The following is a 22,817-nucleotide window of genomic DNA, read 5'->3' as shown; positions in this document are numbered from 1 at the left end:
CGATCGTTCGTTGGATCCTTCGGCGGTAGCCGTACGGCCGCTCCCACCGAAAATGGATATGAACACGATACGGCCGTGTGACAACCGATCTAATACGCTGATCGCGTAGGTCGCAGCGTGGAGGCAGCGATGGAGAGTAAGAACCCCGTATTCAGCCGGCAGTCCCATGGCCAGCAGGCCTGGGGGACGCCGACCCCCGACCAGCTCCGAGGTATGTACGACGCACCGTCTTATGCGCCCCCCGCGCAGCGGGCGATGACGATCGACGACGTGGTGGTGCGTGGATTCATCACGCTGGGCACCCTCGTCGTCTCCGCCGCGGTGGCCTGGGCGCTCAACCTCGGGCAGGGGGCGTTGATCGCGGGTGCGCTCATCGGCCTGGTGCTCGCGCTGATCGTCTCGTTCAAGCAGAGCACGAACCCGGTGCTGATCCTCGGCTACTCGGTCTCCTACGGTGTGGCCATCGGTGTGGTCAGTCACATCTACAACGACCTGTACAACGGCATCGTCTTCCAGGCGGTGGTCGGCACGGCGCTCGCCTTCGCCGCCATGCTGACGGTGTACTCGCTGCGCATCATCCGGGTCACGCCGAAGTTCACCAAGTTCGTCGTCGCGGCGGGTCTCGGCCTCATGGGCCTGATGCTGATCAACCTGGTGGCGGGCTTCTTCATCGCCGACGGCATCGGCATCCGCTCCGGCGGCCCGCTGGCGTACGTGTTCAGCATCGCGGCGATCCTGATCGGCTGCTTCTTCCTGCTCCTCGACTTCGACGCGGTCGAGCAGGGTGTGCGGGCCGGGGCCCCGGAGAAGTACTCCTGGCTCATGGCCTTCGGCCTGACCGTCACCCTGGTCTGGATCTACCTGGAGATCCTGCGCCTGCTGAGCTACTTCACCAGCAGCGACTAGCGGACGGATGAGGACCCCCGCCGGAGTTCGCCCCGGCGGGGGTTCTCCCTTTCTCGCGGCTGCCGTACGGCCTCCCGCGACCGTCGCACGGCAGGTGGGCGGCGGGTGGGCGGCGGGCGGACGGTAATCGTCGGCCGGTCCCACGGCCGGACCCGGGAAGGACGGGGAGCGGGCGCCGGGTGACGGAAAACGGCGGGGGACCCGGTGGTGAGGGCTTGCCATCTGGGAGTTCGTGAGGCACTGTCAAGCAAAGGAGCTCTATCCGTGGAGGTGCCCATGTCGTTGAACCACTCACCGGAGACGCAGAGCAAGCTGATCGCCAGGGTCTCGGACATCACCGGACGCGCACTCCCAGAGTGGTTTCAAGCCATCGACAACGGCCCGTCTTTCCTGCGTTGTGAGGAGCGTGCCAACTGGCTCGCCGACGAGCACGGGCTGACCCACGGCTACGCGGCCGCCATCGTGCGCGAGCACGAGCGGCACCGCCGCAGCCGCTATCTGTAAGCCGCCGACCACCTCTCCGCGAGCCCGCGCCTCCGCCCGGCGGTGCGGGCTTTCGCCTGCCCGGCCGCCCGGCCATCATGGGATCATGGAACTCGACAGAGCGCGTGACTTCATCCGCGACAACCACCGCGCGGTCCTGCTGACCAGGCACGCCGACGGGCGACCGCAGATGTCCCCGGTCACCGTGGGGCTGGACGCCGAGGGACGTGCGGTCGTCAGCAGCCGGGAGACCGCGGCCAAGGTCCGCAACCTCCGCGGGGACCCCCGGGCGGTGCTCTGCGTCACCACCGACGCCTTCTTCGGCCCGTGGGTTCAGATCGAGGGCGACACGGAGGTCGTCTCACTGCCCGAGGCGATGGAGCCGCTGGTGAGCTACTACCGTGGCATCTCCGGTGAGCACCCCGACTGGGACGAGTACCGCTCGACCATGGAGCGGGACCGGCGGGTGATCCTGAGGATCGAGATCACCCGCGCCGGTCCCGACGTCCACGGCTGAACCGCCCGGCGTCCGCGGGCGCGTCCGGGCGTTCCAGGCCGGCGGACAGGGCGTCAGCCCGGTGAGGGCATGTGGTCACCGCACTAGGCGAGGCGCTCCAGGACCATCGCCATGCCCTGGCCGCCGCCCACGCACATGGTCTCCAGGCCGATCGACCGGTCGTGGAAGCGGAGGCTGTTGATCAGGGTGGAGGTGATCCGGGCACCGGTCATCCCGAACGGGTGCCCCACCGCGATGGCGCCGCCGTTGACGTTGAGCCGGTCGAGATCGACGCCGAGATCCCGGTAGGACGGCACGACCTGGGCGGCGAACGCCTCGTTGATCTCCACCAGGTCCACGTCGCCGATGGACATGCCCGCCCGCGCCAGCGCCTGCCGGGAGGCCTCGACCGGCCCCAGCCCCATGATCTCGGGGGACAGGCCGGTCACGCCGGTGGAGACGATCCGGGCCAGGGGGGTGATGCCCAGCTCGGCGGCCCTGGTGTCGCTCATCACGATCACCGCGGCGGCGCCGTCGTTCAGCGGGCAGCAGTTGGCGGCCGTGACCGTGCCGTCCGGACGGAAGACCGGCCTGAGCTGGGAGACCGTCTCGTAGGTGGTGCCCGCCCGCGGGCCGTCGTCCTTGCCGACCACGGTCCCGTCGGGCAGGGTCACCGGGGTGATGTCCCGCTCCCAGAAGCCGTTGGCGATCGCCTGCTCGGCCAGGTTCTGGGAGCGGACGCCGAACTCGTCCTGCTCCCGGCGGGACACGCCCTTCAACCCGGCGAGGTTCTCCGCGGTCTGGCCCATCGAGATGTAGACGTCGGGCAGCACCCCGTCCTCGCGTGGATCGTGCCAGACCTCGCCGCCGCCCTCGGCGGTCTTGGCCGTGCGGGACCGGGCCTCGCCGAACAGGTCGTTCTGCGTGTCGGGCAGCGAGTCGGAGTCGCCCTTGGCGAGACGGGAGACGCACTCCACGCCCGCCGAGATGAAGACGTCACCCTCACCCGCCTTGATGGCGTGCAGGGCCATCCGGGTGGTCTGCACCGAGGAGGCGCAGTAACGGGTGACGGTGGTGCCGGGCACGGTGTCCAGCCCGAGCAGCGTGGCCACCACGCGGCCGAGGTTGAACCCCTGCTCGCCGCCGGGCAGGCCACAGCCCAGCATCAGGTCGTCGACGGTGGCCGGGTCGAGCTGGGGAACCTTGGCCAGCGCGGCACTGATGATCTGGACGGTCAGGTCGTCGGGACGGATGTCCTTGAGTGATCCCTTGAAGGCACGTCCGATGGGCGAGCGCGCGGTCGCGACGATGACTGCCTCGGGCATATGGCTCTCCTGGGTTGGTTGGTCGCTCCTTTGCGGAGGTTACCTCGCGCCGGATCGGCGGCCACGACCGGGGCGGCCCAAAACAGAACTTTGTACGGGTGTCCGCCGGGCTCCCCCGTACGGGCGCGCGGGACTCCCCGTACGGGTGTCCGCCGGGGGGCGCGCGGGACTCCTGGACGGGGGGCGGATCAGCCGTACATGCCGGGGGTGGTTCCGGCGCCGTCCTTGATCCCGTGCAGGCCGCCCGCCTCGTCGCGCCAGGTCCGCCAGCCGTCCTGACTGCCGGTGAACCAGGCGGGGGGCGCCTCGGCCCCGGGCGTCTTCCGGCCGCCGGCCAGGTCGAACTCGCAGAGCGAGGCCACCGAGTAGAAGCCCCGGGGCTGGTCCTTCAGCGGGAGCGGCTTGGGGTCGGTGACGCAGAAGGACCAGCCGCGCTCGGTCTTGATCTCGGCGGCCCGGCCGGTGGCCAGGTCGAAGGCGGTGCCGGGCCGGCCGTGCTTGAGGAAGCCGAGTTTCTCCATACGGGCGGGGAAGGCCAGCCACCAGCCCGAGCCGGGGACCTGGGCCGCCGGGATCTGCCCGAGGACCCGGCCGCTCTCGGCGTCAAGCCGGGCGAAGCCGCCGTACCGGCCCTGCCGGTCGACCGGGCGGACCACCGGCGCGAAGCCGGGGCTGCCGCTGGGGTAGACCCGCACCACCGAGGGGCGGATCCAGTTGACCGTGCCGTCGGCGAGCTTGACGGAGAAGAGGCCGAAGGAGGAGACCTTCTTCGTGGCCGGTCTGGTGTAGGGGGCGACGTAGCCGATGAGGTTGTCGTCCGTCGCGCCGAACGACCAGCCGCCCGACATGTCGACCCCGGCGCCGAGCGCCTGTTCGACCGGGAGCCGCCAGGCGAGCTTGCCGGACTTCAGGTCGTGCGCCTCCAGGACGGGGTGCCGGGCCAGGCGGAGGAACACGGCCCGGGAGGCGTCGGACCACTCGACCTCGGCGATGCCGGGGAGCTTCCACATCGGCCTGCCGGTGGCCGGGTCGAGCACGACGATCCGTGCCTTGGCGAGCGCGGTGTGCTCGGAGACGCAGATGAAGGCCCCGCACCGCTGCGGCCCGAACGTGGAGTGCAGGGGGCGGGTCCACCGCTGCGTTCCGGTCCTCGCGTCGCGGCCGATGAGCGTGGCGTTCCACCGGCCCTCGCGGGCGGGGTCGACGGCGACGGCGACGGCCTTGCCCTCGCCGGTCTCGACGATCGCCGGGGCCGGAACCCCCATGCCCGGCAGGCGTCCAGCCATGGTCGCGGGGTGGGCCCACAGCTTCCTGCCCGTGGCCAGGTCCAGGGCCACCGTCTCCAGGGTGCCCTCCGGCCGGAGGGAGGTCGTCATGGCGACCCCGGCTGCGGAGGTGGTGCGGCTGACCGCGTTCACCTCGCCGTTGTGCCAGGTCGGATGGGGCGGTGTGGCCGCTTCGCTGCCGGAGCAGCCGGCCAGGGACAGGGCTCCGACGAGCACCAGAGCCGCTTTCACGTGAGGCCGGGTCACGGGCATTGCACTCCAATGGGGGCGAGGCGTTACGGCTTCGCCGCGGAGGGTAACCGTGCTCAGGCGTCGTTGGGCAGCACCCCCGGCCTCCGGCGGAACATCATCGCCCACCGTCCGTGGGTTCCGGTTGCTCGGCCGGCGACCTGGGTCGCGGAGACCTCGGCGCCGGGTTCCTCCGCGGCCATGGCCGCCGCGAGGTAAATCGACTCACTGCGTTCGGGGCGTGGTTCGGGCCACAATCCAAACGCGGTGCATACAGAAGGTAGCACCGCGTAAGCAATCTGTAGATAACCTTGGGCAGACGGGTGGTATTGATCGGGTCCGAACATTTCGCCCGGATTTGCAGTGAATTCCGCACCGAGCAGGTCCGCGAAGGCCACCGTACGGCCGCCCGCCTCGATCACGCAGACCGTCTGGGCCGCGGCGAGCCGGCGGCTCCATCGCCGGGTCACCCAGCGCAGCGGCTGCGCGATCGGCCTGACGGTGCCGAGATCGGGACAGGTGCCCACGATCACCTCCACCCCCACCTCGCGCAGTCGCCGCACCGCCTTTCCCAGATGCCGTACCGCCTGCGCGGGCAGCGTCCGCGTGGTGACGTCGTTGGCGCCGATGAAGATCACCGCGATCTCGGGGGTGGACTCCACGGCCTGCTCCACCTGCTCGTCGAGTTCGGCGGAGGCCGCCCCCGACTTGCCGACCACGGTCAGCCGCACCGGCCGCTCGGCGATGACGGCCAGGCCGGTGGCGATCAGCACGCCCGGGGTCTCGGCCGGGCCGGTGGTGCCCAGCCCCACCGAGGTGGAGTCGCCCAGCATGACCAGCCGGATCGGCTCGCCGCCGAAGTCGCCGTAGATCCCGTCCGACGGCGGTCCCTCCATGCCGTGTGGCCGGCCGACGATGCGGCGGGCCAGTTCGGCCTCGGCGAGCAACAGCCCGTAGGTGACCGCGCCGAGCGCGGTCAACCCTCCTCCTCCCACGGCCGCACCGGCCGCGATGCGCCGGGCGGCCCGCGCCGCCCCCGGTGTCCAGATCACGTTGCCCCCTCGATGAGATGCGACGCCGGCATCCTCGCCATCCGGGGGGACGGCGATCGCCGCCTGCCGTACGTGCGGCTTCGGGTGGGACTACCTCCTGCCGGGATAGCGGAACATATTTCTGTTTTACCCGCCTACGAGGGTCATTTCGCCTAAGAATCTCTCCGTTGTCCGTCCGGCGGTCGTTTCCACCCCGCTTCCACCCCCCCTTCCGCCGCGCTTCCGCCCCGCCTCCGTCGCGGACGGGCCGGGGCGCCCGTCCGCGCTTCGGTAGCGTGGCCTTTGAATCGGTAGCGTGGCCATTGAAAGAGCCGAGCCCCACCCGCCCCCTGGGGGCCACGGCGTTCAACAGACAAGCTCACAAGGCTCTGGTATTTCGAGGTGATCGTCGCGATGCGTGTGCATGACTCGCTCGTTGAACTGATGGGCAACACCCCACTTGTCCGGCTGAACAGGGTGGCGGCCGGATCGCCCGCCCAGGTGCTGGCCAAGGTGGAGTATTTCAATCCGGGCGGTTCGGTGAAGGACCGGATCGCGGTGCGCATGATCGACGCCGCCGAGCGATCCGGAGCGCTGCCTCCCGGCGGCACGATCGTGGAGCCCACCTCGGGCAACACCGGGGTCGGCCTGGCCATCGTGGCGCAGCAGCGTGGATACAAGTGCCTGTTCGTGGTGCCCGACAAGGTGGCGCAGGACAAGATCGCCGTACTCCGCGCCTACGGGGCCGAGGTCGTGGTCTGCCCGACGGCGGTCTCTCCCGACCATCCGGACTCCTACTACTCCGTCTCCGACCGGCTGGCCAAGGAGACGCCGAACGCCTGGAAGCCCGACCAGTACTCCAATCCGAACAACCCCGACAGCCACTATCACTCCACCGGCCCGGAGATCTGGGAGCAGACCGAGGGGCGTATCACCCACTTCGTGGCGGGTATCGGCACGGGCGGCACGATCAGCGGCGTCGGACGCCACCTCAAGGAGGTCTCCGGCGGCCGGGTGAAGGTCATCGGCGCCGACCCCGAGGGGTCGGTCTACTCCGGCGGCACCGGCCGGCCGTACCTGGTGGAGGGCGTCGGCGAGGACATCTGGCCGGCCACCTACGACACCACCATCTGCGACGAGATCATCGCGGTCTCCGACAAGGACTCCTTCGGCATGACCCGCCGCCTGGCCCGCGAGGAGGCGCTGCTGGTCGGCGGCTCCTGCGGCATGGCGACGGTGGCGGCGCTGCGCGTGGCCAGGCAGGCCGGTCCGGACGACGTGATCGTGGTGCTGCTGCCCGACGGCGGCCGGGGCTACCTGTCGAAGATCTTCAACGACGAGTGGATGGCCGACTACGGCTTCCTGACCACCTCCACCGACGAGGGCCTGGTCAGGGATGTGCTGAACCGCAAGGGCTCCGGCCTGCCCGAGTTCGTGCACACCCACCCGCACGAGTCGGTGGACACCGCCATCTCCATCATGCGGGAGTACGGGGTGTCACAGCTCCCGGTGATGAAGGAGGAACCGCCGGTCATGGTCGCCGAGGTGGTCGGCTCCATCCTGGAGCGCGACCTGCTCGACGCCCTCTACCGGGGCCGGGTGCGGCCGACCGATCCGCTGGCCGAGCACATGTCCCAGCCGCTGCCGATGATCGGCGCGGGTGAGCCGGTCTCCATCGCGGTCGACGCGCTGGAGAAGGCCGGCGCCGCGGTCGTCCTGGACGACGGCAAACCCGTCGGCCTGCTCACCCGCCAGGACCTGCTGGCCTTCCTGGTCAACAACCACTAGACCGGCCGGGGTCAGACGGGAAACTCCGCCAGCACCTGCCAGGCGCCCTCCGGGGTGTGACCGGCGGTGAGGCGCCCGCCGAGCGCCTCGACGCGCTCGGCCATGCCGACCAGCCCGAACCCGCCACCCAGGCGGGAGATCCTGATGTCGGCGGCCGAGCCGTAGTTGCGCACGCGCAGCCACACCCAGGCAGTCCCGGGGCCCGCCTGGTCACGCGGGTCCCGCCTGGCGCCGGGACCCCTGCCGGACCGGGCCCGCTGGTCGGAGCCGTCGCTCAGCCGGAGGTCCGCCTCCACCCAGCCGGCGCCCGGGGCGTGCTTGCGGACATTGGTGAGGCACTCCTGCAGGATCCGGTGGAGGGTGGTCATCACCTCCGGGGCCAGGGTCGAGTCGGTGATGCCCTGGCCGATGTCGAACGCGACCTGGGGGCCGCCGGCCGAGAACCGCTCCACCAGCGTGCGCATGTCCATGAGCGTGGTGCCGGGGGAACGGTCCGCCTGGTCCTCCGCGCGCAGCACACTGACCAGGCGGCGCATCGAGGTCAGCGCGTCGGCCCCGGCCCCGGCGATCGCGTCCAGCGCGGGGACGACGGCCTCCGGTTTCCCCTCGGCGACGACCCTGGCCGCCTGCGCCTGGACCACGATCCCGGTGATGTGGTGGGCGACCAGGTCGTGCAGTTCCCTGGCGAGCTCCAGGCGTTCGGCCCGCCGTACCGAGCGCACCGCCTCCTTGCGGCGCTCCAGCTGGAAGCGGAGGTAGGCGCCGATCCCGGCGGCGACGGCCCAGCCGACGAAGATGACGAACCCGGTGGCCAGGGCGGGGGCCTCGTCGCGGAGGCGTCCCGCCGCGGTCTCCAGCACGATCATGGACGCCAGGGCGAACAGCCCGGCCCGGCTGATCGGCTCGATCCAGCGCAGCGCGCCGATGGTGAGGATCAGCAGAGACCCGGTCTCGGCCAGGCCGGGCACCGCGCCGACGCGGCTGATCCCGGTGATCAGGGTGAGGAGGAACGACGCCCCGAGCAGAACGGTCAGGCCGCCGACCCGCCGGGTACGGCGCCACAGCACGGCCAGGATGCCGACGACGCCGCATATCACGCCCGGCCACATCGTCGGGCCGTTACTCGACGCGGCCATCCCGGCGTCGATCAGGAGCAGCAGCAGGAGCCAGCCGATCAACGCGATCTCGCTGAGCCGCTGGATCCAGTAGACGACGCGATGGGTCTCCGCCACGGCCACTGAGCCTAACCCCCCGGCTGACCTGGAGTATCAGCCGTTCGGCCGAGTGGACGTCCCCCCGGCGGGCCGGGACCGCGGCGGCCGGGGGTGGGAGGTCAGGGCAGGCAAGCCGGGGCCCGGGGAAGAAGGCCGAGGAGATGACGAGGGGACGACGACCGGGAGGCGGAGACATATCGGCTGGGGCGTTTCGTCCATAAGGGCGTCGGATGTCGCCGCCCATTTACGAGTAACGTGGGCTTATGACTGAAGGATTCGAGACTCTGGCCATTCACGCAGGTCAGGAACCTGACCCTCACACCGGGGCCGTTGTTCCGCCGATCTACGCGGTGTCCACATATAAGCAGGACGGCGTGGGCGGGCTGCGCGCCGGATACGAGTACAGCCGGTCGGCCAACCCGACCAGGACCGGGCTGGAGGAGGCCGTCGCCGCCGTCGAGGGCGGTGCGCGCGGCCTGGCCTTCGCCTCCGGCCTGGCGGCGGAGGACGCGGTGCTCCGCACGGTCTGCGGGCCGAGTGACCACGTGATCATCCCGAACGACGCCTACGGCGGCACCTACCGGTTGTTCGCCAAGGTGTATCAGGGCTGGGGCCTGCACTACGACCCGGTGCCGCTCGGCAACCTGGACGCCGTGGTGAACGCGATGACACCGAAGACCAAGGTCGTATGGGTGGAGACGCCCACCAACCCGCTGCTCGGCATCGCCGACATCGCGGCCCTGGCCGAGATCGCGCACGAGAGCGGCGCGCTGCTGGTGGTGGACAACACCTTCGCCTCACCGTACCTCCAGCAGCCGCTGGCGCTGGGGGCGGACATCGTCGTGCACTCCACCACGAAGTATGTGGGCGGACACTCCGACGTGGTCGGTGGCGCGCTCGTCACCGCCGACGCGGGCCTGGGCGACCGGCTCGCCTTCAACCAGAACGCCATGGGCGCGGTGGCGGGGCCGTTCGACGCGTGGCTGACCCAGCGCGGGCTCAAGACGCTCGCGGTGCGGATGGAGCGCCACTGCGACAACGCCGAGCGGGTGGTGGACCTGCTGCTCGCCCACCCGAAGGTCACCTCGGTGCTCTACCCGGGCCTGCCCGAGCACCCCGGGCACGAGGTGGCGGCCAAGCAGATGAGGCGCTTCGGCGGAATGGTCTCCTTCCGGGTCGCCGGAGGAGAGGCCGAGGCGGTCGAGATCTGCGACCGGACCGAGCTGTTCACCCTGGGTGAGTCGCTCGGCGGCGTGGAGTCGCTGATCGAGCACCCGGGCCGGATGACCCACGCCTCCGCGGCGGGTTCGCCGCTGGAGGTCCCCGGTGACCTGATCCGGCTGTCGGTCGGCATCGAGTCGATCGACGACCTGCTCGCGGACCTGAGCAGGGCGCTGGGCTAGCGCGACCCGGCGGGAGCGGCCCGGCCGGAGCGGCCGGTGGCGGCCTCGGCCGGGCCGCTCCGGCCGGGCCGCCTCGGTAACGGGGGTTCGGGCAGGGCGGGCTCGGGGGGACGGGGGCTCGGGCGGTCAGGGCGGGCCGCGGTCAGGACGGGTTGCCCCAGACCATCAGCACCAGGATGACCAGCCAGATCAGGGTGATGATCCCGGCGAGCGCGGCGATCCGCCCGGTCTGCATCTTCGCGTCGTCGTCCGGGTTCTCGTTGCCGAGGACCCGGATGGCGGTGATCTGGTCGCGGTCCACGATGACCAGGAGCACCGCGGCGACGATGAAGAGCGTCATGGAGATCGACAGATAGGGCTTGCCGAGATACTCGCGGCCCAGGATCAGGCCGAACAGGAACACGCCGACGGCGGCGATGCCGTACACGCGGGTGGTCTTGTGCAGGTAGCGCAGGACGTTGAGGTCTCCGGTGCGGATGAAACGTGGCGTGGACATGGTCGCCGCGGTGATCGGCCCCAGGGTGAAGATCGCGAAACCGATGTGCAGCCAGAGCAGCAGGTCTGTCATGAACCAGACATTAGCCCGCTGTGATCTCATCCGGGTACGGCACGCGCACGCCCGCCGCCGGACGACGCCGCCTGGAAGGCCGTCGCGGGCGTGCCGGGGCGCGGCGGGCGATCGGGGCCTCCGGTCTCCGCTCCCCGGCGGTGAATATCGTCGAGGGGACGACGGCCATCGGTTAGCGGAAGGTTTTTCTGGAACATGACAATTTAGATGGTGATTATTTATGGGGAAGCGCGATGGTAGATCTTTCTATTTCTTCCCTGAGCACTCTAATGAAGTGAGTAGGATCGCTGACGAGCTCGTTCCCGTGTGATGAGACCGTCGTCGGTGAGGTCGCGGTTGTGCCGGGCGAGCGTCGAACCAGCCCGTGCACATTGGCACAAAGGAGTGCCCGCTGTGATTGTTCAACATGCTGAACCGTATACCGAGGAGTGGCTGCATCAGCCGACTCTTTATGTGAGCCGCGTCGTCGAGGCGCTCCGCTCCGAGGTCGTCGGCTGGTGGGAGGGACCATATGACCCACGCACCATCACCGTTCTGCTGATCGACGGGGACGCCCTGGTCTGGGATGAGGAGAGCGGCTGGCGTTGTGGCCGTTACGTGATCGGCGACCGCGAGCACTGCACGATCCTCACCGACACCCGCTATCTCGGTGGCGGCCTGCTGCTCACCCCCGAGCGGGTCCCCGACGCCATCGCCGACGCCCGCGCGGGTCTCGGCAACAGCACCGCCTGGCGGCCCTGCTACCGCTCCTACCGCCACTACCGCGACGGCTTCGACCGCGCGCTCAACGGCTACCTCGCCTACGCCTGATCCTCCCCCTTCTCCGGTGTCCGCCCCTCCCGTTTTCCGGGAGGGGCGGATTCCGTTGCCGATCGCTCCGTTGCCGGTGAGGATCAGCGCTTTCTGCGGGTCCGCAGGAAGTCGCTGACGACATACTCGCCCAGCCGGTCGGCGCCGGAGGAGAAGACCCGCCCGCCGTTGCGGCGGGCCACCTCGTCGACGAACTCCTTCAGGCGCTCGTCGTCGGCGAGCATGAACACGTTGAGCGTCGCCCTGCGCCGCGTCATCTTGTCCACCTCGGCGAGCGTCAGCTCCAGCGTCTCGCGGGTGGGCGGCCACTCGAAGGCGGCCGAGCCGTTCCGCCGCAGGTGGGCGGTGGGCTCGCCGTCGGTCACCACGAGCACGACGGGTTCGAAGTCGGGGTGGCGGTCCAGGTGGCGGCCCGCGATCAGCAGGGCGTGGTGCAGGTTCGTGCCCTGGACCATGTCCCACTCCAGCCCGGCGAGCTCGCCGGGCTGCAGGACGCGGGCGTAGTTGGAGAAGCCGACGATCTGCACCGAGTCCTGGGGAAACTTCGAGGCGACCAGCGCCTGAAGGGCCATCGCGGTCTGCTTGGCCGCCGCCCAGGTGCCGCGCAACGCCATCGAGTAGGACAGATCCACCAGCAGGCAGACCGCGGCGGCCGTGCGCCGCTCCGTCTCGGCCACCTCGAAGTCGTCGACCGACAGGGTCACCGAGGCGCCGGAGCCGCCGCGCCGTACGCCGTTGATCACGGTGCGGACCACGTCGATGGGCTGCTCGTCGCCGAACCGCCAGGGCCGGGAGGAGCCGGTGAGCTCTCCGGCGGAACCGGCGTCCACCTGGTCGTGATCTCCTCGGCGGCCGGAGTCCAGGGAGGCGAAGACCCGGCGCAGCGCGGTCTCACCCAGGCGGCGGACGGCCTTGGGGGTGAGCTCCAGCTTGCCGCGCCGGCGGCGGAGGTAGCCCTGCTGCTCCAGCTCACGCTCGATCTGCCTGAGCGCCTCCAGGTCGTCGACGGCACCCCGGCCCAGGGCACGGCGGATCGCCGCCTCGTCGATGTCGTCCAGCCGGGCGCCCGGATAGTCCTGGCGGAGCGCGGCCTCCAGCTGGGTCAGGTCCGCGAGGTCCTCCAGCGCGGTCACCGCCTCGCCCATTCCCATCGGCCCCTCCCCGGTGAGCCGCTCCGGGGTGTTCCAGGCGAGGTCGGGGCGGCGGGCGTGGAGGGACTCGCCCAGCCGGCGCATCTGCTCGCCCAGCCCGGCCTGCTCCAGCGTCTGGTTGATCAGCTCGTTGAGCTCGTCGCGCTGGCGGGGGGTGAGCGAGGCCAGCAGTCGCCGGGTGGCGGCGGCCCGGCGGGCGAGGGCGTCGACCAGCTCCTCCAGGTTCCGGGGCGACTCCGGAAACATGTCTCCGTACTTCCGCATGAACCGCTCGAACTCGGCCTGGGTGTGCTCGCCGCGCGCATCCCGGTCCAGCATGCCGTTCAGCTCGGACATCATCTGTCTGACCCGCTCCATCGTGGCCGGGTCGGGGTTGGCCAGCGACTCCCGCATCCCGCGGAACTGGCTGTCGAGCACCTCGCGGCGGAGCAGGCCGCGCAGCTCCTCGAAGGTCCGCCGCGCGGCGTCCGAGCGCCACCGGTAGCCGTTCAGCTCCTGGATCGCGCTCGCGGTGTCCGCCGGGAGGCCGTCGAGCTCCGCCTCGCGCAGCCGGGCGTCGTCCGACGGGTCGGGGAACAGCTCGGACCGCTCCTGGCCGATCGCCCGCTCCAGCAGGGCCCTCGCCCGCTCCAGCGTCCCGTCGAGCCGTCCGCGCTCGCGCAGCTCGCGGCGGCGGCGCCGTACCTCACGGAGCAGGTCGTCCAGCCCGCGCCGGTCCTGCGCACCCGGAAGGCCCTGTTTGAGCAGGTCGCGCAGGGCGTGACCCGGGTTGGCGCCGGTCAGCACGGCGTCGCCCATCTGGTCGAGCGCCGAGCGCACGTCGTACGGCGGGGCGAGCGGATCGGGCCCGTCCCGGTATTCGCCGTAGCGGTAGCTCATCGAACACCTCCAGCGCAGCCCCCGGATCTCGGCCCGGGGAGGACGTCACCGACATCGGGTGTCTCAGGTGCGGTAGACCGTCATGCCGTCCACCTCGTCCTTGGACAGGCGGCGCAGGAGGTAGAGGCCCTCCAGGGCGAACTCCAGCGCGGCCGCGGCGTGCCCCGGCGACTCGTCGCCGATACCGAGCCCTGACATGATCTTGGAAAGGCCGGGGACCGGGCCGACCTCGCGCAGCAGCTCGGCCGCGGGCACCAGGACCCCCGACTCGACCTGGGCGCCCTCGGAGAACCTCTCCAGCAGCGCGGTCAGGTCGACGCCGCCGAGCGTGCCCCGGAACGTCTCGGCCACCGCGCGGCGCAGCAGGTGGGAGAGGACCTCGGTCTCCCTGCCCTCCTCGCTGACCTCGAACTCCACCTTGCCGCGCAGCGTGTGCACGATGCCCGGCAGGTCGGCCACCCTGGTCACCGCGCGCTCCTCGCCGGTCAGCGCGGCACGCCGTACGGCGGAGGCGGCGGCGGTCTCGGCAGCGGCGATGGAGAACCGGGCCGACACCCCGGAACGGGCGTCCACCGCGGTGGACTCGCGGACCAGCCGGGTGAAGCGGGCGATCACCTCGATCAGGTGGCCGGGCAGGTCGGCGCCCACCTGGTCGAGCGCGGCCTCCTGGCGGATCAGCTCCAGCTCGGTCTCGATCGACGACGGGTAGTGGGTGCGGATCTCGGCGCCGAAGCGGTCCTTCAGCGGGGTGATGATCCGGCCGCGGTTGGTGTAGTCCTCGGGGTTGGCGCTGGCGATCAGCAGGATGTCCATCGGCAGGCGCAGGTTGTATCCCCGGACCTGGATGTCGCGTTCCTCCAGCACGTTGAGGAGCGACACCTGGATCCGCTCGGCCAGGTCGGGCAGCTCGTTGACGGAGAAGACGCCCCGATTGCTCCGCGGGACCAGGCCGTAGTGGACGGTCTCGGGGTCGCCGAGCGTGCGGCCCTCGGCGATCTTGATGGGGTCGACGTCGCCGATCAGGTCGCCGACGGAGGTGTCGGGGGTGGCGAGCTTCTCGCCGTACCGCTCGTCACGGTGCTTCCAGGAGATCGGCAGATCCTCGCCCGCCCCGTCGGCCAGGCGCCGGCAGCGGACGCAGGAGGGCTGGTAGGGGTGGTCGTTGATCTCGCAGCCCTCGACCACCGGGGTCCACTCGTCGAGCAGGCCGGTGACGGTGCGGATGAGCCGGGTCTTGCCCTGGCCCCGCTCGCCCAGCAGGACCAGGTCGTGCCCGGCGAGCAGGGCGCGCTCCAGATGGGGCAGGACGGTGTCGTCGAAGCCCACGATTCCGGGAAACCGCGGCTCTCCGGCCCGGAGACGGGCCAGAAGGTTCTCGCGGATCTCGGTCTTTACCGTACGGTGCGTATGGCCACTCGCGCGAAGCTCGCGCAGAGTACGCGGCTCTGGGATTTGAGGCACGGGATCGAGCCTACGTCCCCGGAGCCGAAACCGGCACTCTTATCCCGCTTTCGGATCTTGACCATCGCGTGGCGGCCAATGCGCGTGCTTGTCTCCACAGTGGGGAGAATCGCTCCAAGGCAAGGCTTCGGACAAGAAGGGGAGGTGAGACGAGTGGCGTTGTTGACGAGTTGTTTCGCCGACGGTCTCGCCGTGGGAACCGACCTGGTGACGGCCGCGGAGACCGCGGTGCGCCAGGCCGTCTCCGGCCTGACCGGACCCCCTCACCTGGTCTGTTTCTTCATCTGCGGTGACGATCCCGACGACGTCTCCCGTGCCGGGCTGCGGGCCATGAGCATGGTCCCCGGCGCCTCGGTCGTCGGTTGCAGCGCGACGGGGGTGATCGGCGACGGCAGGGGGGTCGAGGTCACGCCCTCGGTGAGCGCGTGGGCCGCCACCCTGGAGGGAGCCAGGGTGACCACCTTCGCCCTGGACACCTTGCGAGCCGATGACCGTTTTGTGGTGGTAGGTCTGCCGGAACGCCACCCCGACGACCACGCGGCCATCCTGTTCGCCGACCCCTACAGCTTTCCCACGGACGGCTTCGTCGAACGCTCGGAGGAGGTGCTGGGCAACCTCCCGCTCATCGGCGGGCTGGCCAACGCCCTCCAGGGCCGGGGCGCGGTGCGCCTGTTCGCCGACGGAAAGATCTACACCGAGGGCGCCGTCGGGGTGCTGCTCGGCGGCTCCGTCAACGTCAGGACCGTGGTCAGCCAGGGCTGCCGCCCGATCGGCCCCACCATGGCCGTCACCGACGTCGAGGAGAACCTGCTCCTCGAACTCGCCGGCCAGCCCGCCCTGGCCAGGCTGGAGGAGATCGTCAGCGCGCTGGACGAGGACGACCGGGACCTGGTCGCCTCGGGGCTGCAGATCGGCGTGGCCATGGACGAGTACGCCGACCGGCACGAGCGCGGCGACTTCCTGATCCGGGGCGTGCTCGGCATCGACCCGGAGCGGGAGGCCGTGGCCATCGGCGACGTCGTTGAGATCGGCCGCACCGTCCGCTTCCAGGTCCGCGACGCCGCCACCGCCGACGAGGACCTCTACGAGCTGCTCGACGCCCACCGCGAGGAGTTCGGCAGCGCGGACGGGGCGCTGCTGTTCTCCTGCAACGGCCGGGGATCCGCCATGTTCGGCAGCGCCGACCACGACGCGGTCGCGGTCCACGACACGCTCGGCCCCATCGGTGTGGCCGGATTCTTCGCGGCGGGAGAGGTCGGCCCGGTCGGCGGACACAACCACGTGCACGGTTTCACCGCCTCCGTCCTGGTCTTCTCCTCCCGCCCGGCCACTGACCCGCTCTACGATCACTAGATGTCCGGACCGGTGCTCGCCGTCGACATCGGCGGGACGAAGCTCGCCGCGGCCCTGGTCGACTCCGGGGGATCCGGGGGATCCGGGGGCGAGGTCCGGCGGGCCCGCCGGGTGGCCACGCCCCCCGGCGGCGACGCCCCGGCCCTGTGGAGGACGCTCGTCGAGTTGATCGACTCCGTGCTGGACGGCTCCGCCGCCGAGGGGGTGGGCGTCGGCTGCGGCGGCCCGATGAGCTGGCCGGAGGGCGTCGTCTCGCCGCTGAACATACCGGGCTGGCGCGGCTTTCCGCTCCGCGCCGGGCTCGTCGAACGGTTCCCCGGCGTGCCGGTCCGGATCCACAACGACGCCGTCTGCGTCGCCGTCGCCGAACACTGGCGGGGCGCGGGGCGCAGCAGCGCCAACATGCTCGGCATGGTCGTGTCCACGGGGGTGGGCGGCGGGCTCGTCCTGGGCGACCGGCTGATCCACGGCGGCAGCGGCAACGCCGGGCACATCGGCCACATCGTGGTCGAGCCCGGCGGACCGGTGTGCGGCTGCGGCGGACGAGGCTGCCTGGAGGCGATCGCCCGGGGCCCGGCCCTGGCCGCCTGGGCGCTGGAACAGGGCTGGACCCCCGGCGCCGCCGCACCGCCCGCGGACGCCGTATCCGGCACCGCGGCCGTGCCGCGCGACAAGCCCATGTCGCCGGGTGCGGGAGTGGACAAGGAGGCGGGTGCCGGCACGGTTGCCGGGGACGCGTTGCCGGGCGGAGAAACCGTACATCCCCCGTTCCATGCGGCTCCGTCTCGTGGGGTGCCGTCCCGTTATGTGGAGGAGGCGGCGGCCAGCGGGCGGCAGCTCGCCCTGGACGCCGGGGCGGGTGACGAGATCGCCCTGGCCGCCATGCGCAGGGCCGGTCGGGCGCTGGGCCTGGCCATCGCCTCCGCCGTCAACCTCTGCGACCTCGACGCCGTCACCATCGGCGGCGGTCTCTCCCAGGCCGGGCCACTGCTGTTCGACCCCCTACGGGCCACGCTGCGCGACCACACCCGGATGGAGTTCGCCCGGCGGGTCCGGGTCGTCCCGGCGGCCCTCGGCCAGGACGCGGGCCTGGTCGGCGCCGCCGCCCTGCTCCTCGCCGCCGACCGGTACTGGCCCTCGGAGTTCCGATAGACCGAATACGTCTTCGGTCACTCCGAACTCCTCACCGCGTAGGGATTCGGGTTGGAATCCCGCGCCTTCAGTCGGGGGAGGATGTCAAATCGAACATCAACGCCGGGGCTCAGACTCCGTTCCGGCTCGGGCTCAGAGGAAGACCAGGCCGGCGATCAGTGTGAGGATGGTGGCCATGGTCACGGTCACCACGGCGCCGAACCTGGCGGGCGTGAAGTAACCGGCGATCAGTTGCAGCCTCACCGTGCGATAGCGCGACGTGCCATAGAAGATCAGCATCAGACCGGCCAGGAGCAGGATGACGCCCGAGATGACGGCGTGCATGCCTCTGCCGGGGGCGAACTTGGCGACGGCCACGCCCAGTGCCGCCATGCTGAGCCCGGTCCGCAGCCACGCCAGATAGGTCCGCTCGTTGGCCAGATGATCACTCGCGCGGTCGCCTGGGCTCGCCCCCTCCGGAAAGCGGTTCATTCGACAACGGTAAACCGGGCAGGCCGATTGACGCCGGCCGACGCGGCCGGGCGGCCGGACAGACATCGGACGGCGTGCCTACCAGACGTCACCCTCGCGCCAGTCGCAGATGAGCTCACCGGACAGATCCAGCGGAACGGCCAGCGGGAGGACGTAGACGCAGCCGTCCTCCTCCTCGGTACGCGTGGTGCCGGTGGGGGTGAACGCCGAGGTCGGCCCCCGCCACGGCCTCCACCCGCGTGCCGTGTAAAAACCCACAGCCTCGTCGGAGGCGCCCAGCGCCCCCAGGTCGTACGCGCCGCGCACCACCCGCTCCAGCTCCCGCATCATGGCCGCGCCGTGTCCGCGACCGCGACGGTCCGCGCGCACCCCGACGCCCTCGACATAGCCCGTGCGCAGCGCCCGGCCGCCGTGCAGCAGCCGCCGCTGGACCAGGGAGGCGTGCCCGATCAGCTCGGCACCCTCCCACACCAGGGCGTGAACGCCGCCGAGGGCGTGCTCCCAGTCGTCGTCATCCATGTCGCCCTCGAAGACCTCGTCGAGAAGGGCCCGCGCGGCCTTGAGGACGGCGACGTCCAGATCGGCGGTATGAGCCACCCGTACCTCGGTCATGGCGCCATCGTCGCACCTGGCCCCCCTCCGGCGCCACGGACTTATCCGCCCTCACCGCGTGCGCCACGTGCCCGGAACCCGGTACGGCTCCGCCCGCCCGGCGCCCCCCGCCGCACGGTGCCGGGCTCCGTGGGACGTCGCTCCTCCAGCGCGCCCGGCGGGCCGCCGCCACGCCGCATCGGTGGAGCCGCACGATTCGGGGCCTCAACCGGGCGGCACGGGACAGGGCGTCGTGACCGAGCCATGACGTGGCCTGGGACCTCGACGGTCGTTTCGCTGTTAAACCTCTTCTGAACTGGCCGTATATCAAGGACGGCGGTTGAGACCCCAGACGAGACGTTCTAGAATCGCACACGTGGCTGCCATGATGGGCGATTGGTTGGGCGAGCGGATCGCGGACGCCCGTCATCGGGCGGGGATGACACAGGCGGACCTCGCCACGACGATTTCGCTTGATCGGTCCGCGCTGGCCAAGATTGAAAACGGCTCGCGGCGTGTCACGGCGTTGGAGCTCGCCCGCATCGCCGACGCTCTTGACGAGCGGATCGAGTGGTTCATCAAGCGGACACCGGCCGCGATCGTGTCTCACCGCAACCTCCAGGAGCCGGGAGCCGTGAGTCCGGCTATCGACCGGCTGGTCGAGCAGATCGCGAGGAACGTCGAGTTTGTCATCGGTCACGATGAAAATCTGAGGCTCAGCACTCCCACCCTGGCGCGCCCGGGATCTGCGGATGAGGCGGAGCGATCGGCCGCGAGAGCTCGGAAGCTGTTTGGTCTGGATGCCGCCGAACCCTTTCTGAACGCACCCGGCCGTGCCGCCGAAGCCGGGGTGCTGGCCTTCTCCTTTGATCTGGGGGCGGACGCGGCGGATGCCGCATCCATCCTGCTGGGCAGCGGAGGGGTGGCCATCGTCAACGGCAACCTCCGTGTCGGACGCCGCCGCCTGGCTCTTACACACGAGCTGGGCCACTGCTTGTTCGCCGACGAGTACACCGTCGATTGGCGGGTCGCCGAGCAGGGTGGAGGCAACATGTGGGAGGCGTGGCTGGATCGCTTCGCCCGCGCCGTTCTGCTGCCGCCACAGGGGCTCAAGGAAACCTGGCGGCGGCTATGCGCCAAGGACAGGGACCTACGCGTTGCCGCTGTGAAGATCGCGAGTGCTTTTCAGGTGGACATGTCCACGTTGGCGCGTCGGCTGCTGGAGCTCGGTCTCATCGGTCAGGCGGACTCCTCCAAGCTTCGCGCGGTTCGCACGACAAAGGCTGACATCATTGATTTCAACCTGGTCACTCAAGACGAGTTGAGCGCGCCTTTCCTGGCCAAGCCTTATGTTGAATCGGTTCTGCGGCTTTATCGCAACGCCACCGTGTCCGCGGCCCGGGCAACCGACCTCCTCTTCGACACATGGACCGAAGACGACCTCCCCGTGCTTCCCGAACTTCCGGAGAGCGCCATCTGGAAGTTCGTCTCCTAACCCCCTATGGACGCCGACGAGATACTTGTTTTCGACACCGGACCGCTCAGCCACTTTTCCCTGAACAACTGGCTCGGCCCGTTGAAGGCCGTTGTCGGTGAGCGCCGTGCCGTCATCCCCGATGTCGTCGTCGAGGAGCTGAGGGTCGGAGCGGCTCGGGACGGCCGTATCGCCGCCGTGCTGGACGCCGCCTGGATCGAGCATCGAGAACTCAGTACTCCCGAGGAGATCGAAGCCTTCGGCCGGTTCTCGGAGCTACTGGTAAAAAAGGATCGCAATCGGGGAGAGGCCGGGGTTCTCGCCCTCGCGTCAACCATGGGCGGTGTGGCCGTGATCGACGACCGTGCCGCCCGGAAGGCCGCGGAGTCGCTCAAGGTGAAGTTCTGCCCCACGCTGGCCCTCCTGTGTGAGTCGATCCGGCAGGGGCTGCTCACTCCGGCGCTCGTCGGCGCGCTCGCGGACGACCTTCTCTCAACCGAGTACCACCTCCCCTTTCCCTCCGGTGGTTTCGTGGCCTGGGCTACGGAGAACGGACTGGTTTCCTGAAGGACACGCCGGCAACGTCCCTGATGTGGAGGTCTTCTCCATGATGGGCGTCCCGCCGTACGGGGGTTTCGGCGTGGTGGGGTCGGACCGTTCCGGCCTGGTGGACGGGCTGGAGATAGGTCGAGACCCTCGACGGAAGGGGAAGGCGCGCTGCGACGCTTCGGATAGACCGAAGATATCTTCGGTTATACCGAATGCCGATCTGGGCCTTCGGGGACCGCCGAGGCGAGTTCCAAGGAATCTCAGGGGCGGAGGCTCGGGTTTCAGCTGAGATCCCCCGGCTGCCTCCCCGATGGGCGCATGGCGTCAACAGCCCAATCCTCCGGCGAGACGCCTTCGAGGTAAGACGAGATCTTCCTGGCGGCTTCCACGATGTCCACCAGGTACAGGCCCTCACGCTGCATACAGCACCCGGGCATCGTTGATGACCTGGTCACGGATAACCCAGTGGAGGCCCTCCTTGGAGACCACGTCGACCTTACGGCCGAGCAGGGCTTCCACCTCCTCCTGAAAGCCGAAGAACTCAAGCCCGATGTCGCTGTCCGCCTTCAGGACGTAGAGGAGATCGACGTCGCTCGTGTCCTCCTCCTCGCCACGAGCGACCAAACCGAAGACGGCCAGCTCAGCGATGCCGTACTTCTCGCACAGCCTGACCAACTGCGGATAGACGGTTGTGAAGTCGACGCTCATGACACCTCCCTGGGCTTCCATGCTGCCGTCTCGGCGCTGCCGTGTCAGTCGTGCCCCGCTCTCTACCTTCTCGTACGGCTCCGCCCGCCCGGCGCCCCCCGCCGCACGGTGCCGGGCTCCGTGGGACGTCGCTCCTCCGGCGCGCCCGGCGGGTCGCCGCCACGCCGTACCGTGGGCCGATGCCGGATTTGACGCCTCTCAGAACAGTCCGAGATGACTGCGGAGTTTTTCGGCGGCCTCGATCAGTGAGCGTGCGGCCGTTACGGCGTGATCCGCTTCGGCTGTTTCGACGATCTCGTCGGGGAACTCCGGGTATTCGAGTTCGTTACGCCTGCGGCGCATGGTGCTGTATGGCTCGAAGGTGGGGCCGAACTGCCGGATCATGGCCTGTTGGACGGCGTAATGACCACCCGAGGTGGTGGCGCGCAGTCCTTGCTGCGCCAGCAGGCCGGCGCAGGCGAAACGCGCCGCGTCATAGGCGAGAGTGTAGGCGGAGTTCGGGTCGTCGACCTTGAGCCCCTCGGCGCTGGTGAGGGTGGTGGTCGCTTTTTCCAGCCATCCGCCGCCGTCAGCGGCCTCTCCTCGCACGCGCTGAAGCTCGCCGGAGGCGAGCATTCGCTCGATGTCGGCCTCGCCACGTGTCCAGCGTGTCATGGGGCGGGTTGCTCCGATCGCGTGTGGAGGTCAGCTGTCAGGTCGATCATCGGTGCCGACTTGATCTGCCGGATGAGGGCGTCGGTGTCGGCGTCCCATCGATGTGTGGAGGACAGAACGGGGTTGACCGGTATGCCGATGCGTTCCTGAGTGCGGTCTGCGGCGGCGTAAAGGGTGGCGCGGTCGACCTCCCCGACGACAAGTATGTCGATGTCGTGGGGGGGTGGGCCTGGGTTTCCCGCATGTCGTGCGGCCCACGAGCCGAATATGAGCAGGCGCTCGATGCCCGGGATGTCGGCGAACTCCTCACTAATGATCATGCGAGGCCCGTACATGTAGTTCAGGATCTCGGTGACAGGCTGGACCAGCGGATGGTCGGGATTGACGTGCAGGACGCGGGAACGTCCGATCTCGGTCACCGTGACCAGTCGCGCTTCGACGAGGCGGTGGATCTCGGAGTGCAGGGTGGACGGGGCCACTTCGAGATCTCGGGCCAGCGAGGTGAGAGTCCAGTTCTGCTGCGGTCGCAGATAGAGGGCGGCGAGGAGCTCCGCCTGGATCTGGGACCTGAAGATGGGAACGACGGGCGCTGCGACGTTTCGCATAGACCGAAGATATCTTCGGTTATACCGAATACCAAGCATGGGCCTTCGGGGACCGCCGAGGCGAGTTACGGCGGCACCAGGCCCGTTCCTTGCAGGCAGCCGTGAAATCCCACGCTCTCTCGTACGGCTCCGCCCGCCCGGCGCCCCCCGCCGCACGGTGCCGGGCTCCGTGGGACGTCGCTCCTCCAGCGCGCCCGACGGGCCGCCGCCACGCCGTGCCGTGGGCCGGTT

General features: G+C 70.0%; 22 protein-coding genes. 10 read left to right on the top strand and 12 right to left on the bottom strand.

Annotated features, from left to right (window positions below):
* The first annotated feature begins 129 nt into the window (after positions 1-129).
* The 3 genes from ABZ194_RS12510 (at position 130) to ABZ194_RS12500 (ending at position 1,906) form a co-directional block, all read left to right on the top strand.
* Complete coding sequence (locus ABZ194_RS12510; RefSeq protein ID WP_355595339.1) at positions 130-906, top strand: Bax inhibitor-1/YccA family protein; 777 nt, start codon at positions 130-132, stop codon at positions 904-906.
* Positions 907-1,182: 276 nt separating this feature from the next.
* Positions 1,183-1,410 carry a DUF4287 domain-containing protein gene (locus ABZ194_RS12505; protein ID WP_355595337.1) on the top strand — a complete coding sequence of 76 codons (228 nt, stop codon included), beginning with the start codon at positions 1,183-1,185 and terminating at the stop codon, positions 1,408-1,410.
* Positions 1,411-1,495: 85 nt separating this feature from the next.
* Entirely contained in the window at positions 1,496-1,906 is a 411-nt protein-coding gene (locus ABZ194_RS12500) for a PPOX class F420-dependent oxidoreductase (RefSeq protein ID WP_355595335.1), read from the top strand.
* A gap of 83 nt (positions 1,907-1,989) precedes the next feature.
* On the opposite strand, the gene ABZ194_RS12495 is transcribed toward ABZ194_RS12500, so the two are convergent.
* The 3 genes from ABZ194_RS12495 to ABZ194_RS12485 all read right to left on the bottom strand — a co-directional run bounded on the left by ABZ194_RS12495 (position 1,990) and on the right by ABZ194_RS12485 (position 5,776).
* The gene (locus ABZ194_RS12495; protein WP_355595333.1) at positions 1,990-3,210 is read right to left on the bottom strand and encodes an acetyl-CoA C-acetyltransferase; all 1,221 of its coding nucleotides are present in this window, start codon (positions 3,208-3,210) and stop codon (positions 1,990-1,992) included.
* A gap of 188 nt (positions 3,211-3,398) precedes the next feature.
* Positions 3,399-4,727 (bottom strand): PQQ-binding-like beta-propeller repeat protein, encoded by a 1,329-nt coding sequence (locus ABZ194_RS12490; RefSeq protein WP_355595331.1) that lies wholly within the window; start codon positions 4,725-4,727, stop codon positions 3,399-3,401.
* Between the two features lie 74 nt (positions 4,728-4,801).
* Positions 4,802-5,776 (bottom strand): SGNH/GDSL hydrolase family protein, encoded by a 975-nt coding sequence (locus tag ABZ194_RS12485; RefSeq protein WP_355595329.1) that lies wholly within the window; start codon positions 5,774-5,776, stop codon positions 4,802-4,804.
* Between the two features lie 393 nt (positions 5,777-6,169).
* Between ABZ194_RS12485 and ABZ194_RS12480 the strand changes: the two genes are divergently transcribed.
* A complete protein-coding gene (locus ABZ194_RS12480) occupies positions 6,170-7,543 on the top strand; it encodes a cystathionine beta-synthase (protein WP_355595327.1) in 1,374 nt (457 codons plus the stop codon).
* Positions 7,544-7,554: 11 nt separating this feature from the next.
* Here ABZ194_RS12480 and ABZ194_RS12475 read toward each other — a convergent pair whose 3' ends face one another.
* Complete coding sequence (locus ABZ194_RS12475; RefSeq protein WP_355595325.1) at positions 7,555-8,775, bottom strand: histidine kinase; 1,221 nt, start codon at positions 8,773-8,775, stop codon at positions 7,555-7,557.
* Between the two features lie 245 nt (positions 8,776-9,020).
* On the opposite strand from ABZ194_RS12475, the gene ABZ194_RS12470 reads away from it, so the two are divergent.
* Positions 9,021-10,160: a cystathionine gamma-synthase gene (locus tag ABZ194_RS12470; protein ID WP_355595323.1), complete on the top strand. Its 1,140-nt coding sequence runs from the start codon at positions 9,021-9,023 to the stop codon at positions 10,158-10,160.
* 142 nt (positions 10,161-10,302) lie between these two features.
* On the opposite strand, the gene ABZ194_RS12465 is transcribed toward ABZ194_RS12470, so the two are convergent.
* On the bottom strand, positions 10,303-10,728 hold the full coding sequence (locus ABZ194_RS12465; RefSeq protein ID WP_355595321.1) for a hypothetical protein: 426 nt from the start codon (positions 10,726-10,728) through the stop codon (positions 10,303-10,305).
* A gap of 453 nt (positions 10,729-11,181) precedes the next feature.
* Here ABZ194_RS12465 and ABZ194_RS12460 point away from each other — a divergent pair, with 453 nt between their 5' ends.
* Complete coding sequence (locus ABZ194_RS12460; protein ID WP_355595319.1) at positions 11,182-11,538, top strand: DUF6292 family protein; 357 nt, start codon at positions 11,182-11,184, stop codon at positions 11,536-11,538.
* Between the two features lie 83 nt (positions 11,539-11,621).
* Here the strand turns inward: ABZ194_RS12460 and ABZ194_RS12455 are convergent, their stop codons facing one another.
* Together ABZ194_RS12455 and ABZ194_RS12450 are read right to left on the bottom strand one after the other, a co-directional pair.
* Positions 11,622-13,568 carry a hypothetical protein gene (locus ABZ194_RS12455; protein ID WP_355595318.1) on the bottom strand — a complete coding sequence of 649 codons (1,947 nt, stop codon included), beginning with the start codon at positions 13,566-13,568 and terminating at the stop codon, positions 11,622-11,624.
* Between the two features lie 63 nt (positions 13,569-13,631).
* Complete coding sequence (locus ABZ194_RS12450; RefSeq protein WP_355595316.1) at positions 13,632-15,029, bottom strand: sigma 54-interacting transcriptional regulator; 1,398 nt, start codon at positions 15,027-15,029, stop codon at positions 13,632-13,634.
* A gap of 153 nt (positions 15,030-15,182) precedes the next feature.
* Here ABZ194_RS12450 and ABZ194_RS12445 point away from each other — a divergent pair, with 153 nt between their 5' ends.
* Both ABZ194_RS12445 and ABZ194_RS12440 read left to right on the top strand, forming a co-directional pair.
* Complete coding sequence (locus ABZ194_RS12445; protein ID WP_355595314.1) at positions 15,183-16,382, top strand: FIST N-terminal domain-containing protein; 1,200 nt, start codon at positions 15,183-15,185, stop codon at positions 16,380-16,382.
* The gene (locus ABZ194_RS12440) at positions 16,383-17,534 is read left to right on the top strand and encodes an ROK family protein (protein WP_355595312.1); all 1,152 of its coding nucleotides are present in this window, start codon (positions 16,383-16,385) and stop codon (positions 17,532-17,534) included.
* A gap of 132 nt (positions 17,535-17,666) precedes the next feature.
* Here ABZ194_RS12440 and ABZ194_RS12435 read toward each other — a convergent pair whose 3' ends face one another.
* Both ABZ194_RS12435 and ABZ194_RS12430 read right to left on the bottom strand, forming a co-directional pair.
* A complete protein-coding gene (locus tag ABZ194_RS12435) occupies positions 17,667-18,005 on the bottom strand; it encodes a DUF202 domain-containing protein (RefSeq protein WP_355595310.1) in 339 nt (112 codons plus the stop codon).
* A 78-nt stretch (positions 18,006-18,083) separates the two neighbouring features.
* Positions 18,084-18,617, bottom strand: a complete 534-nt coding sequence (locus ABZ194_RS12430) for a GNAT family N-acetyltransferase (protein WP_355595308.1) — start codon at positions 18,615-18,617, stop codon at positions 18,084-18,086.
* Between the two features lie 364 nt (positions 18,618-18,981).
* On the opposite strand from ABZ194_RS12430, the gene ABZ194_RS12425 reads away from it, so the two are divergent.
* Entirely contained in the window at positions 18,982-20,091 is a 1,110-nt protein-coding gene (locus tag ABZ194_RS12425) for an XRE family transcriptional regulator (protein WP_355595442.1), read from the top strand.
* A 6-nt stretch (positions 20,092-20,097) separates the two neighbouring features.
* Positions 20,098-20,637 (top strand): hypothetical protein, encoded by a 540-nt coding sequence (locus tag ABZ194_RS12420; protein WP_355595306.1) that lies wholly within the window; start codon positions 20,098-20,100, stop codon positions 20,635-20,637.
* 393 nt (positions 20,638-21,030) lie between these two features.
* On the opposite strand, the gene ABZ194_RS12415 is transcribed toward ABZ194_RS12420, so the two are convergent.
* From ABZ194_RS12415 to ABZ194_RS12405, 3 genes are all read right to left on the bottom strand, one after another.
* Positions 21,031-21,327: a nucleotidyltransferase domain-containing protein gene (locus ABZ194_RS12415; protein ID WP_355595304.1), complete on the bottom strand. Its 297-nt coding sequence runs from the start codon at positions 21,325-21,327 to the stop codon at positions 21,031-21,033.
* A gap of 198 nt (positions 21,328-21,525) precedes the next feature.
* Positions 21,526-21,981: a hypothetical protein gene (locus ABZ194_RS12410; protein WP_355595302.1), complete on the bottom strand. Its 456-nt coding sequence runs from the start codon at positions 21,979-21,981 to the stop codon at positions 21,526-21,528.
* The gene (locus ABZ194_RS12405; RefSeq protein ID WP_355595300.1) at positions 21,978-22,586 is read right to left on the bottom strand and encodes a winged helix-turn-helix domain-containing protein; all 609 of its coding nucleotides are present in this window, start codon (positions 22,584-22,586) and stop codon (positions 21,978-21,980) included. Before ABZ194_RS12405 ends, ABZ194_RS12410 begins: the two co-directional genes overlap by 4 nt.
* Between the last annotated feature and the right edge of the window lie 231 nt (positions 22,587-22,817).

The organism is Streptosporangium sp. NPDC006007 (genome assembly GCF_040614315.1).
Taxonomy (GTDB): domain Bacteria; phylum Actinomycetota; class Actinomycetes; order Streptosporangiales; family Streptosporangiaceae; genus Streptosporangium.
Note: the sequence above shows the minus strand (reverse complement) of the source record. Positions and strands in the feature narration are given on the sequence as shown.